Source organism: Clostridium tertium (assembly GCF_017873245.1).
Lineage (GTDB): Bacteria > Bacillota > Clostridia > Clostridiales > Clostridiaceae > Clostridium > Clostridium tertium.
Genome location: NZ_JAGGJY010000001.1, coordinates 62,873 through 76,552, shown reverse-complemented (window position 1 = coordinate 76,552; position 13,680 = coordinate 62,873). Strand labels below are relative to the sequence as shown.

Below are 13,680 nucleotides of genomic sequence, written 5' to 3'. Positions count from 1 at the left end.
TCAATATATTTTAATTAACATTATTGAACTGCATAAACTTTAGATTTTCATTTTCAAAAAAGTTATTTAATTCATGCCCATATTTATGGAATATTAAATGTTTCTTTTTACAATTTACATTATTAAAAACCGCATACTGAGTACTTGGTGGACATATGCTATCTAATAAACCTGTTCCAATTAATAAATCACAACTTAATTTGCTTGAAAAATTCACAATATCTATATATGCAAGTTTTTCAAAGACTTCTTTTTCTCTCATGTGCATTGGATCAAACCATCTAAAATAATATCTAATTCCTTCATATGCATTTACATCTAAGTCCATATCCCAAACCCTTTTAAAATCAGCTAAAAATGGATATTGCAAAGAACACTTATTTATATTTTTATTTAAGGCAGCTACTACTAAGGCAAGTGCAGCTCCTTGGCCTTTTCCAAATGATATTATTTTGCTTATATCAGTTTTCTCAAATTTTTCTATTATCCTAGATAATATATAAGCATCCAAATATACTTTTCTATAGTACATATCTTTAAGCCCTCCATCTAAACCATTAATTAAATGTCCACACACAGTAGAGCCTTTTATTCCACCAATATCTTGACTTTTTCCCCCTTGTCCTCTACAATCCATAGCAACTACTGAATATCCAATTGCCACGTATCTACTCAAGTGATACCAGCCTTTACTTGCTTCTTTATAATCATGAAATTCTAATACTATTGGAAATTTCTTTTTGCTTGATGGACAAATATATTTTGCATAAATTTCAGCTCCATCTATACCATTAAAATAAATTTCATAATATTCAGCTTGTTTGTTTTTAAACTCTTTTTTTACCATCCTATATTTTAAATTTTCTTCAGTAATACTATTTATTTCTCTATCCCAAAAATTATCAAAATCATTTGGCTTTATACTACTTCCTAAATACGCCTCCATTTCCTTTATTGGCATATCCATCATCGGCATATCATTTTCCCTCCTTTAAGAAAAAGTCTATTAACATATCATCAAATTCACTTATTTCTTCATGTGTATAATCTGGGAAAATAATATGTTTCTTTTTAGAAGTTATATTATTATATACAGCAAACTGAGTTGATGGAGGACAAATATTATCCATAAGTCCTGTCCCAAATAAGACTTCTGATTTTAATCTATGGGCAAAATTATGTACATCTATGTACCCAAGCTTCTCAAATACTTCATCTTCCTTTTCTCCCATAGTATTAAACCATCTTGAATAATATCTCAATCCTTCATAAGCTACTAAATCTAAATCCATATCATATACTCTTTTATAATCTGAAAGAAATGGATATAATGCCGCACATCTTTTTATAATTGGATTTAAAGAGGAACATACTAATGCTATTCCAGCTCCTTGACTTGCTCCGTTAGCATATATTCTATTTGAGTCAATATCTTCTAATTCTTGAGCAATTCTACATAATATTGAAGCATTTTGAAACAACCTAACGTAATACATATCTTTAGTATTACCATCTAATCCTGAAATGATATGTCCAGAAACTGTAGATCCCTTATAACCTCCAATATCTTCACCTTTTCCCCCTTGCCCAGGGCAATCCATAGCTAAAACTGCACATCCCATACCTGCAAATGAAGACTGTTCAAACCACCCCCTACTTGCTCCTGGATAACCATGAAACTGTAATATTAATGGTATTTTGTAATCTAATTTAGGTTTAATATATTTAGCATATACTTTTTCTCCATTTATGCCTTTAAACCACAAATCATAATAATCACATGAACTAAAACAATTAATTTCACTACAAGTGAGATAATACTCTAAATGATGATTATATACTTCCTCCATCCTATTATCCCAAAATGAATCGAAATCTTTTGGGATGGGATTCGTACCTTTATATTTTCTAAGTTTTTCTAATGGCATATCTACTACAGGCATTTTATCACTCCCCTTGAAAATAGACTTTAATATCATTATCAAATTCTACATTTATTCTTCTATCCATTTTTTCATTTGTAGTTGGATAATCACTCCTATAATGTGAACCTCTACTTTCCTTTCTAAGATCAATTGCCTTTAATATTGATTTAGCAAGTAAAATATTAGATTCTAACCTATATGAATATTTTATATTTTTCATATTTATATCTTCTTTATATATAAAATTTTTAGATATATTATTTATCTTTAAAAGTGCTTCATCAACCCCTATTTGATTTTTTTCTATCATTGCATTTTTAAACATAATATCTTGAACTTCCTCAATAATCTTATTTGCTTTATCTATTTCATAAAGTTCAAACTCTATTTCTTCCACACAAATATCTTTTTTAGCTTTTGCATATTCAGCAGCACTTTCACCTGAAATTTTTCCGAATACAAGTCCATTAGCTGTAGATAAACCTCCTATTCTATCCGCACCATGCATTCCACCTGTACATTCTCCTGCTGCAAACACTCCTTTTATTTTTGTTTCAGCTTTTTCATTTATGCTAATACCTCCATTAGCCGCATGAAAAAACATTCCTACATTTATTTCATCATCTATTGTTAGATGTTTATTTTCTTCTAACCAATTAAAATATAATCTTATAAACTCTGGTATATTATATTTTAATTCTTCATTATATTTAATAGTCACACCATTTTTATTTCTTAAAAACTCTTTAAATATAGAATAATCAATATCTCTAGAAATTAATCTTGAAGTAAATGGACCGTAAGTTGATCTCATATCAAGTTTTTCTTTTAAATTATAAATATCCTTGAATACATCTACTCCTTCTCCATCTTTAGCCTCTATATATTTAAATGTTTTTTCATTAAATATTGTTTTATAACATGGCTTAATATATCCTGGCATCATTTGCATAAATTCTATATTATTTAATGTGCAGCCAGATTTTAATGCTAATGCTTGTCCTTGTCCTGTAATATCATTAGTATTTAATCTATGTTTAAATAATCCTCCTATTCCACCACTTGCAATAACTATTGATTTACACTTAATAAATTCTAGTTTATTTAATTTATTAACAAGAACTACCCCTACTACATTACCATTTTGTTTCACTATATCTATAACTTCTGAAAAAGGATATTTTATTACCTTATTTTCTTTTAATTTCTTTCCAAAGACTTCTTTTGCACTACTAAATAAAATTCCATTCCAATTTCTTTTTTTATGATCAAAGCATGGAATAAATTCTTTTTCACCTTCATTATCTGCTTGCTTTAATTTAATTCCCATATCTTTCAGTTCTTTTATACATGGATTTATATTCTTCACAAATGTTTTTACTAAATTTCTATCTACAACATTACAACCGACTTCAATGATTGTTTTAATTAAATCATCTTCATCATTTTTGTCTGTTGGCCCAATTAAACCTAATCCCCATGTACCAGGATAAAAACTTGAACCCGAAAATATATTAACACTACTTGAAAGTATTACTTTGCATCCTTTATTTGATGCTTGGATTGCAGACATTACTCCTGCAATCCCAGCTCCAATTACAAATACATCACAATCAGTACTCTTTCTTAGCTTTACTTTATATTTCATCTAAGAACTCAACCCCTGTTATATTGTAGGTTTCTTTTAATTTCTTATATCCTTCTCTAAACTCTATTTCTTCTTTTTCTGTTAAATTTTCAAATGGACTACGACAATATCCTGCATTTATTCCTCTCCATCTTAATACAACTTTCATCCCTGCATAAAATGATGGTAGTTTTAGTGAATACATTATTATCTCTACTGCTTGACGTTGAAGTTTTTGCGCTTCATCTATGTTTTTACTATCTACAGCTTTTTTAATGTTAATAAATAATTCTGGCATTATATTATAAAATGAACCTATTATTCCATCTGCACCTGCTAAAAGTCCTGACATAGCCATTTCATCTGCACCTGAATAAACTAAAAACTCTTCTCCTACTTCATCTTTTATTTGTGTTATTTCATAATGAGATAAAGCAGTATATTTTATTCCCTTAACATTCTCTATTGATGCTAACTTCTTTATAGTATTCATTCCTAATAATCCTACTAAAGGTACGTTGTAAACTATCATTGGAAGATTACATGAATTTGCAATTTCTTCATAATACTTAACTATTTGATTTTCGTTAAACTTCCAATAAAATGGTGGAACACTAGATATTCCATCAGCACCTGCTACTTCTGCATGTTTTGCTAAATCAATGGATAATCTTGTCCCTATTGCTCCAACATGAACTACAACTGGTACCCTTCCCTTATTTTCATCTATAACTATTTCAACAACTCTTTTTCTTTCTTCACTATTCATAGTAAATCCTTCTCCAGTTGATCCTGTAAGATATAGCCCGTCTACTCCTTTATTAATTAAATATGATACTAATTGCCTCATTCCTACTTCATCTATATCTTCATTTTTATCAAAAACTGTTAATACTGCTGGAATTACACCCTTAAAATCTTTAATATCAAACTTACTCATTATTATTCTCCTTTATATTCATTTCTGCTAAGTGACAGGCAACATAATGCTCCTCCCCATCAACTATATGCTTTTTTAATAATGGTCTTTCTTTTTTACAAATATCCATACATTTTCTACATCTTGGATGAAAGTTGCATCCTTCTGGTGGATTCACTGGACTTGGCACATCCCCTTCTAATACTATTCTTTTTCTTTTATGATCTAAATCAGCTATTGGAATTGCTGACAATAACGCTTCAGTATAAGGATGTAAATTATTTGAGAAAATTTGAGATGTTTCTGCAAGTTCAACTATTCGTCCTAAATACATTACAGCAATTCTATCACTTATATATTCCACTACACTTAAATCATGTGTTATAAATATATATGTTAAATTTCTTTCTTCTTTAATCTTCTTTAATAAATTTAATACTTGTGCCTGTATTGAAACATCTAAAGCTGATACAGATTCATCGCAAATAACTAGTTCTGGATTAACACAAAGTGCCCTTGCTATACCAATTCTTTGTCTTTGTCCACCTGAAAACTCATGTGGATATCTATCCATATATTCTCTTCTCATATTTACAGCTTCTAATATATCCCCAATTATCATTCTTCTATCTTTTTTATCCTTTACTCCAAATTTCTTTAAAGGATCTGACAAAGATTGATAAATTGTAAATGCAGGATTTAATGATGAATGTGGATCTTGAAAGACTATTTGCATCTTTCTACGTGCTAAATCCATTTCTTTAGGATTTAATTTTCTTAAATCTTTTTTACCTACATCTCTTTTAAAATCATAGATCATTTCTCCTCCAGTTGGCTTAACTAATTGAAGAATAGACTTACCAAGTGTAGTTTTACCGCATCCAGATTCCCCTACTAATCCAAGAGTCTCACCTCTATAAACAGTTAAATCAATATCATTTACTGCTTTAACAAATTTAGTAGGTTTCTTTAGCATACCAGCTTTTATTGGAAAGTATGTTTGTGCACCTTTTAACTCTAATAAAACTTCTTTATTTTCCACTTGATATCACCTCTTTTTCCTTTAAATTATTTTTAATCACAATATTATGATTAAAACAACGTACCATATGAGTTTCACCTATAACCTCTTCACTTGGCATTTCATTGCATTTTTCACAAGCATAATTGCATCTTGGTGCAAACTGGCATCCAATAGGCCTATCATATGGATCAGGTGTTGAACCTTTTATAGGATTAAGATCCTGATCTTTTCCTTTTCCTAGTATAGGAATTGACTTTAAAAGAGCTTCAGTATATGGATGTGCTGGAGTTTTTAAAACTTCTTCAACTGAACCACTTTCAATTATATTTCCCATATACATAACAGCAACCTCATCTGCAAGTTCACTAACAACTCCCATATCATGAGTTATAAGTAATATTGCTGTATCATTTTCTTTTTTTAGCTTATCCATAAGCTCAAATATCTGAGCTTGAATTGTAACATCTAAAGCTGTTGTTGGTTCATCTGCAATTAAAACTTTAGGACTACAACTCATTGCCATTGCAATCATAGCTCTTTGCCTCATTCCACCTGAAAACTGATGGGGATACTCATTTATTCTTTGTTCTGGAAATGGTATTCCCATGTCTTTAAGTAAATTTAAAGTTCTCTCTTTAGCATCTTTTTTAGATACCTTTTCATGACATAATATATTTTCAGTTATTTGATAACCAACTGTGTAAACAGGATTTAATGCTGTCATTGGGTCTTGGAATATCATAGCTATATCCTTGCCTCTTAGATTTCTCATTTCTTTACCATTTCTAGGTAGCTTGTCTATTCTTATATCACCTTTGTCTCCATGATATATTATTTCACCTTCTTCTATCCTAGATAGTTTTGGTAATAGCTGCATTATTGATGATGCAGTTACACTTTTTCCGCAACCTGATTCTCCAACAACACAAAGTGTTTTTCCCTTTTTTATTTTAAATGAAACTCCATTTATTGCTTTGTTACATCTTTGATTTGTATAAAAGTAAGTCTTTAAATTATTAACAGTAATTATAGGTCTATCCTTCATATTTCTTCCTCCTTAACCTTGTTGTGTTGGATCTGTTGTATCACGAAGACCATCTCCGACGAAGTTAATACTCATAACAAATAAAGAAATTACTATACCTACTGGTAACCATAACCACCAGTTATTTTGTAATGTAAACATATCTTGAGATGCATTTAAAATATTTCCCCAAGTTGCAATTTCAAGAGGTACTCCAAGTCCTAAAAAACTTAGTGAAGCTTCTTCTAATATAAACATTGCTGTACTTAAAGTTATATTTACAACAATTGGTCCTATTGCATTAGGTAACATATGTTTATAGCAAATTATAAAATCATTTAATCCAAAGGATTTAAGTGACTGTACATATTCCTCTTCCCTAATTGAAAGAATCTTTGCACGAGCCATACGATAAACGCTACCCCATCCTGTTAAAATAAATATTATTATAAGATTAGTTAGACTTTGTCCTAATATCGATACTAGCATTAATACTAATACTAATTGAGGGAATGACATAAAGACTTCTGATAAACGTAAAACTATACTATCAAACCAGCCTCCTTTATATCCTCCATAACATCCAAGTAAAACTCCAATAAATGCACATCCTAGTGCACTACCTAATCCTATTAAAATTGATATCCTTCCACCATATAATACTCTTGAAAATACATCTCTTCCTACTTTATCTGTACCAAATAAATGCTCTGATGATGGTGACCTTAAAACATTATTCATATCAACAGCTAGGGGATCATATTTAGTTAAAAGTGGAGCAAATATCGCTGATAGTAAAATTATAGAAAATATAATTATTCCAATTACTGCAAGCTTATTATTCATAAGCTTTCTTAATGAACGATTTACATTTTTCTTCCCTAAAGCTCCAGACTCCTCTAATTCCTTTATCTTATCTAACTTACGATCAAATCTACTTCTTTTAATTCTTACCTCTGCCATACTATCCTCCTAATCTAACTTAACACGTGGGTCAAGTAAAGCCGTTAATACATCAACTAAAAAGCTTGAAACTAATACTGCTGTAACTGTAAGTAAAGCTATCATCATAACTAATGGATAATTTTGAGCACGAACTGCAGTTGCAAATGCACTTCCTATACCCGGCCATCTAAATATTGTCTCTATTACTACTGCACCACCAATTAAAGTTGGTAATCTGAAGCCAATTAAAACAATAACGGGTGTTAATGCAACTCTGAATCCATGTACTAAATTTACCCTCCACTCTGGCAACCCCTTACTCCTAGCTGTTCTTATATATTCTTTGTTCATAGTATCAAGCATACTTGAACGCGCATATCTCATTACTCCTGCTGTAAGTGAAATTCCTAATACAAGTGCTGGCAATATTAAATATTCATATCTATCTATAAATGCTGTTTTTCCTGGCATCATACGTCCACCTACAGGTAACCACCCTAAATTTAAAGAAAAAATTAATATACAAACCATTCCGAAGAAAAATTGTGGTATTGATACTCCAATCATACCTGCAACTGTTAATAAGTTTTCTGAGAAAGTTCCACGACGTATTGCACTAAATAATCCTAAAAGACTTCCAAGAATAGTTGAAATAAGTAAAGCTGCAATAGCTAATTCTAAAGTAGCTGGTAACAAATCTTTTATTATATTTATTATAGGAACTCCACTTGATACACTATATCCAAAGTTTCCTCTTAGTATTTCTCCAAGCCACCTAAAATAACGCAATATAAAAGGGTCATTTAATCCATAAGCTGCACGTATTTCATCTAACTTAGCTGGATCCATATTTGACAATAATTCAGGACTTATCATATGTGATACTGCATCTCCTGGAGTTAACTCAAGTCCTAAATAAATTATAAATGTTATAAGTAAAAGCATAGGAATTAATCCTAATATTTTTTTAATTATGAACTTTACCATAATGTCCCCCCTAATTTGAAATTTAGGGACTGCCATATGCAATCCCTAAATTTAATTATTTAAACTACATTAGTTTATCTTCCAGTTTTGAATATTCCAATCATAGTTGAATTGAGGATTACCATATTTCTCAATGCCGGTTTCAATTCTATTGCTTTCGATTAAGAATATAGGTTGATAATATAATGGGATTGAGAATAAATTTTCATTTTCGTATTTTTGTAATTCAAAATATGCTTTCTTTTGATCTTCTGGATTCATTGATGAATTTGTTGCATCTATTAATTTATTTAATGTTTCATCTGCTGGGGTATGTGAATTCGAAGGTGAGCCTGTCTTATATCTGTCATAATATTCATGCATTGAAAGAGCTGCATTAGCTGCATAAGCCATATCCCATTCTACAGCACTTGGACCATTTACTTGATCATCAGGTGCCTTCCAAAGAATAGTTGCTAAATCTCCTTCAACTAATCTAAAGTTCATTTTTATTCCTACATCTTTTAAGAATGATTGAATTGAAGTCATTAAATCTACTGTTAATTGATCTGTATAATAATAAACAACGTCTAATGTGTAATTTGGATCCCAATTAGCCTCTGCTAATAATTGCTTAGCTTTTTCTGGGTTAAAATCATAATTATTTAAGCCTTCTACCTTATCTGCTCCATTTGGAGTTAAACTATTTGCTGGAATTATAGTATCGTCAAATAAATTTTGTCCAATAGTTTTCATGTCTATTGCATATTTAATTGCTTGACGTACCTTTGGATTTGCTAACGGAGATTTTGTTCCATCAGCCTTATTAAATTTATTTACATAAAATAAACGAGTGTATCTTACATCTACTTGAGTTAATTTTACATTACTTGAATCTTTTAAAGCCTTAACATCGGCTACGCTCTTTGTATATCCATAATCTAATAATCCTGATTTAACATTATTAACTAAGTTAGGATCACTATCTCCTGGGCTAGGTGTTAAATGAATTGTATAATTAGCAACACCATCATAATATTTATCAAATGGTACTAATGTTGTATAATCATTCATTTTAACTTCTTCTACTTTAAATGGTCCTGAACCAATTGGATTTTGGAAGTATTCTGCTTGTTGGAACTTTAATGGATCTACTCCTTCAAAATATTTTTCTGGTAATGGGGCAAATTGTGTAAATGTTAACAATGCATCTGGTGCAACTTTATCAAAAGTAATAGTTATTTTATTTCCGTCAATTACAATTCCTGAAAGTTCTTGTGCTTTTCCAGCTAAGTAATCCTCGCTACCTTTTATAGCTTTGAATGTATTTAAAAATACAGGATTAGCAACTGCTGTTTTCATGGAATATTCTATACTCCATTTTATGTCTTGCGAAGTTATCTTTTCTCCATCATGCCAATATATATCGTCTCTTAAATCAAATACTAATTCCGTTCCGTCATCACTAAGCTTGTACTCTTTTGCTAGTTCTCCTTTAGATGGTTTCAAGTCTGCATCTGCTTCAATCAAATGATCATATAATACCTTCGAATAAGTATATGATCCTGGATTTAACCATGGTGTTTCAAAAAACTCTACCGGCCCACCATTAGAATACATAATTTTTTGTTTGCTTTCGTTAGAAGCTCCACTTTTGTTACCACCACACGCAACTAAAGATAATGACATTACAGCAGCAATAACACAGCTAATAACTTTTTTCATTCTTTTCCCTCCATCTCTTTACCCTATTAAATTATCAAAATAAAATTTTCACTCCATTTTTGGTTTCATTTTTGGAGTTTAACTTCACTTATACTTTGATTATATCACCAGAAAATTCCATTGTAAACGTTATTTAATCCATTTAATACTATTTATGGATTTTACTATTTAATTAGTATATTTTTAATAATTCGTTAAAATATTCTGAATTTTCTTTTTGTTTTTAATAAATTTGATTCTAAATCATAATTTCAATAATAAATTATTGTATAATGATAATGAAAATATTATAAAGATGAGGGTGAATTTATGATAGTTGGAAAGTTAAAAGATTTAAACCGTTATAAGGGATTAAACCAAAATTTGGACAAAGCTATTGACTACATATACTCTGCCAATCTATATGACTTAAAGCTTGGCAAAAATTATATTGATAATGAAAATATATTTATTAATCGATTTAACTATATTGGTCAAAAAGAATTTGATTGTTTTTTTGAAGGTCATAAAAATTATTTAGACATACACATTATCCTAAACGGTAAAGAAAAATTAGGTTATTCCGATATTTCAGAACTAAATCAGGTATCCAAATACGACTTAGAAAGTGACTTTATAAAATTTGAAGGACCTATAAAAAATTATATAGACCTAAAAGTTGGTGACTTTGTAATAACTTTTCCTGAGGACATTCATATGCCTAAAATTTCAATTAATGATGAAACTATAGAAAAAATAGTTTGTAAAGTTCTAGTTTAAAATTATTATAAAAATAAAAAGCATATTTTAAGCCTATATAGACCTAAAATATGCTTTTTATGTTGCAGATTTATCAATTAGTAACTCAGCTGTTTTTTCTTTCAAGCTTAATATACTTTCTTTATTTAGTAAAGCATAACCTGTACACAATAAATCTATTATATAAAGCTGTGATATTTTGCTTATTAGTGATCCACCATCTAACAAATTTTCCTTTCCTGCTGTTAATAAAACACAATCTGCTATTTGTGCAACAGGTGATAGTGCATAATTTGTTATCGCTATAATTTTTGCTTTTTGCTTTTTAGCTACCTTTAAAGATTCTATTATATCTTTAGTATATCCTGATAAACTAAGTGCAATTATTACATCATTTTCATCACAAACAGATGAATACATAAGTTGAAAATGACTATCTGTAATAGAAAGACCTGTTTTCCCCATTCTTATAAATCTACTTTGTGCTTCATATGCAGCTAAACCCGATGCCCCTACACCATAAAAGAATAATCTATTAGAACTTTGAATGAATTCAATTGCCATCCTTAATTGATTGGAATCTAATACATTTTTTGTATTTTGAATCGTATTTGTCATATTGGCTGCAATAGAGTCTATATAATTTTCATGATATGTTTCATTCACAGGCTCGTCATCTTTTGCTATTTGAAGCTTTAAATCCTGAAATCCACTAAATCCTATCTTTCTTACAAATCTTAATATAGTTGCTTCTCCCACCTTAATCTTTTTAGATATCTCTAGAAGTGTTTCATAAATTATATTACCTTTTTCTTGTAAAATATAATCTGCAACCTTTCTCTCAGATTTACTTAATGATGGATAACAAGATTCTATCATTGCTATATACCTGATAATAACACCACTTTCCTTTTATATTATTATAAAACAATTAATATTCTCATTACTAATTATTCCCAAAATTTATATATTAGCTACTTATTAATTTAATATACATTATATAACTTTCTATTTTATAACTCAATATTGTATTTTTAGTTCTATATATCTATAAATTTTCAAGTTATCCTATTATAAAAAATATATATTTATATCAAATCCTCTATATTATTACTGTATTTAATATATTATTTTCTTTCAAAACTTATAAACCTACTTCCTTGAAATGAAAGGATTCCTCTATCCCCTTCTGCTAATAATCCATATTCCCTTCCTGATAATTTCAATTCAATTCTTTCTCCGTTAGAAAATTCAAAGGTTACATAATATTTTGTAGAAGATGTTGACATAGAATCGTGATGATTATGATGCGATACTGACGCTCTTTTAGATACAATCAATGCTTCAACTGGTATAATTGGTTGTTTATTATTATTACTCCATTCTTTTACATTCTTAACTATTGTAAATATAAAAAGGCAAAAAAAAGCTATAAAAAATAGTGGGAAAATAAATGAAAACAAATTAAATCCATACATGATAAATAACTCCTCCTGTTTTATACTTTTATTACTATAATTGTATAAAATTATTTAAGTATATACAACATAAACCTATCATTAATGCTTATTGTAAGGTAGTAAAATACCACTAGTACTTTGCATTCTAGTGGTATCAAAATTAATCCATTGTGTTTTCTTTATGGCCGCATTCTTCACATTTATAATATTTCTTTCCATATTGATTATTATCATATGCATAATCAAATTCCTTCATAACTTCGCCACAAATAGGGCAAAGTTTATTTTCATTATTTTTCAATAGATTCCCTCCTATAACTTATTAAATTATAAGTATTTATTTTCATAATAAATTATTATATACACATATAATAATTTATTGGTTAAAAATAATTTTAATTTACATATATTTAATATATTATATAACTTTTTATTTATTTCTTTATTATTTATATATATGTATATTTAAATTATACAAATTATGGATTATAATAAATATAAATTCTATTTAAGGAGGTTATTAATATATCTAAATTATTTAAAAATAAAGCTATTATTACCATAATAATTATTGTACTTTTAGTTATCATAGCTGTATCATCATTTTTTTATTATAAAGAACGTTCATCTGGTAACATAAGCGCTAAATCAAATATATCTGAAATTGAAAAAATAAATGAAGAAATTTCAAAGGAAGAAAATAATGAAATAAAGGAAGATGAATATTATCCTGTTGAAAAAATTTATGACATACTTCACAGAATGAGTAACACAAAAATAATTGCAGAAGATAATCAAATTTGGGGCAGAATATCTATGGACCCTGAATATATTGTATCCTTAAAAAGGCTAATAGAAAAAGTAGATTATGAGGATAAAGATTATATGTTAGAAGTTCTTACTAGATGGGAAAATAACGATTTTTCAAATGCTGTAGAAGAACATAATTACTTTTGGAAAAAGCTTGGTGGAACTATCGGAAAAGCAACTTCTGTAAAAGAATAGAACATCTTTATACATTTATTTATAAAAATAGTACAAGCTACACAACCTTGTACTATTTTTTATTTATTTAATTAATAACTCTTTAATTTCTGGAATGCTATATCCTTTATTTTTTAATTCCTTAATTTCTTCAATCCTTTTAACTGCATGTTCGCGTAAAAATCTTCTTGTTAAATTCTCTTCTTCTTGCTCAAAAGGTATCATACCTTCCTCAGTATAATATTTAAGTGTACTATATCTAGAGTTAGTAATCCTAACAAGTTCTCCAATCGATACATACTCTGATTCTAGTATTTTTTCCATAGATCTTTGTCTAGACATT

Annotated in this window: 15 protein-coding genes; 2 read left to right on the top strand and 13 right to left on the bottom strand. The window is 28.9% G+C overall.

The window, feature by feature from the left end; translation table 11 throughout:
• Positions 1–10: 10 nt before the first annotated feature.
• From J2Z25_RS00390 to J2Z25_RS00350, 9 genes are all read right to left on the bottom strand, one after another.
• Positions 11–976: an acetylxylan esterase gene (locus J2Z25_RS00390; protein WP_209737516.1), complete on the bottom strand. Its 966-nt coding sequence runs from the start codon at positions 974–976 to the stop codon at positions 11–13.
• A 1-nt stretch (position 977) separates the two neighbouring features.
• The gene (locus tag J2Z25_RS00385; RefSeq protein WP_209737514.1) at positions 978–1,943 is read right to left on the bottom strand and encodes an acetylxylan esterase; all 966 of its coding nucleotides are present in this window, start codon (positions 1,941–1,943) and stop codon (positions 978–980) included.
• A gap of 4 nt (positions 1,944–1,947) precedes the next feature.
• Complete coding sequence (locus J2Z25_RS00380) at positions 1,948–3,573, bottom strand: FAD-binding protein (protein ID WP_209737511.1); 1,626 nt, start codon at positions 3,571–3,573, stop codon at positions 1,948–1,950.
• A complete protein-coding gene (locus J2Z25_RS00375; protein WP_209737509.1) occupies positions 3,563–4,492 on the bottom strand; it encodes a dihydrodipicolinate synthase family protein in 930 nt (309 codons plus the stop codon). The genes J2Z25_RS00380 and J2Z25_RS00375 overlap by 11 nt, the downstream gene beginning before the upstream one ends.
• Complete coding sequence (locus J2Z25_RS00370) at positions 4,485–5,513, bottom strand: ABC transporter ATP-binding protein (protein ID WP_185955565.1); 1,029 nt, start codon at positions 5,511–5,513, stop codon at positions 4,485–4,487. Before J2Z25_RS00370 ends, J2Z25_RS00375 begins: the two co-directional genes overlap by 8 nt.
• A complete protein-coding gene (locus J2Z25_RS00365) occupies positions 5,503–6,540 on the bottom strand; it encodes an ABC transporter ATP-binding protein (RefSeq protein WP_209737507.1) in 1,038 nt (345 codons plus the stop codon). The genes J2Z25_RS00370 and J2Z25_RS00365 overlap by 11 nt, the downstream gene beginning before the upstream one ends.
• 12 nt (positions 6,541–6,552) lie before the next feature.
• Complete coding sequence (locus J2Z25_RS00360; protein WP_209737505.1) at positions 6,553–7,482, bottom strand: ABC transporter permease; 930 nt, start codon at positions 7,480–7,482, stop codon at positions 6,553–6,555.
• 9 nt (positions 7,483–7,491) lie between these two features.
• Complete coding sequence (locus tag J2Z25_RS00355) at positions 7,492–8,451, bottom strand: ABC transporter permease (RefSeq protein WP_035285092.1); 960 nt, start codon at positions 8,449–8,451, stop codon at positions 7,492–7,494.
• 69 nt (positions 8,452–8,520) lie between these two features.
• Positions 8,521–10,155, bottom strand: a complete 1,635-nt coding sequence (locus J2Z25_RS00350; protein ID WP_209737503.1) for an ABC transporter substrate-binding protein — start codon at positions 10,153–10,155, stop codon at positions 8,521–8,523.
• Between the two features lie 309 nt (positions 10,156–10,464).
• Between J2Z25_RS00350 and J2Z25_RS00345 the strand changes: the two genes are divergently transcribed.
• The gene (locus J2Z25_RS00345; protein WP_209737501.1) at positions 10,465–10,914 is read left to right on the top strand and encodes a NanQ anomerase/TabA/YiaL family protein; all 450 of its coding nucleotides are present in this window, start codon (positions 10,465–10,467) and stop codon (positions 10,912–10,914) included.
• Positions 10,915–10,971: 57 nt separating this feature from the next.
• Here J2Z25_RS00345 and J2Z25_RS00340 read toward each other — a convergent pair whose 3' ends face one another.
• From J2Z25_RS00340 to J2Z25_RS00330, 3 genes are all read right to left on the bottom strand, one after another.
• Positions 10,972–11,772 carry a MurR/RpiR family transcriptional regulator gene (locus tag J2Z25_RS00340; protein WP_176494789.1) on the bottom strand — a complete coding sequence of 267 codons (801 nt, stop codon included), beginning with the start codon at positions 11,770–11,772 and terminating at the stop codon, positions 10,972–10,974.
• 248 nt (positions 11,773–12,020) lie between these two features.
• Positions 12,021–12,371 carry a DUF2500 domain-containing protein gene (locus tag J2Z25_RS00335; RefSeq protein WP_008677919.1) on the bottom strand — a complete coding sequence of 117 codons (351 nt, stop codon included), beginning with the start codon at positions 12,369–12,371 and terminating at the stop codon, positions 12,021–12,023.
• 142 nt (positions 12,372–12,513) lie between these two features.
• Positions 12,514–12,654: a hypothetical protein gene (locus tag J2Z25_RS00330; protein WP_209737498.1), complete on the bottom strand. Its 141-nt coding sequence runs from the start codon at positions 12,652–12,654 to the stop codon at positions 12,514–12,516.
• Positions 12,655–13,115: 461 nt separating this feature from the next.
• On the opposite strand from J2Z25_RS00330, the gene J2Z25_RS00325 reads away from it, so the two are divergent.
• Positions 13,116–13,358, top strand: a complete 243-nt coding sequence (locus J2Z25_RS00325) for a DUF6241 domain-containing protein (protein WP_209737496.1) — start codon at positions 13,116–13,118, stop codon at positions 13,356–13,358.
• Between the two features lie 63 nt (positions 13,359–13,421).
• Here the strand turns inward: J2Z25_RS00325 and J2Z25_RS00320 are convergent, their stop codons facing one another.
• The gene (locus J2Z25_RS00320) at positions 13,422–13,679 is read right to left on the bottom strand and encodes a helix-turn-helix domain-containing protein (protein ID WP_008677909.1); all 258 of its coding nucleotides are present in this window, start codon (positions 13,677–13,679) and stop codon (positions 13,422–13,424) included.
• Position 13,680 lies beyond the last annotated feature (1 nt).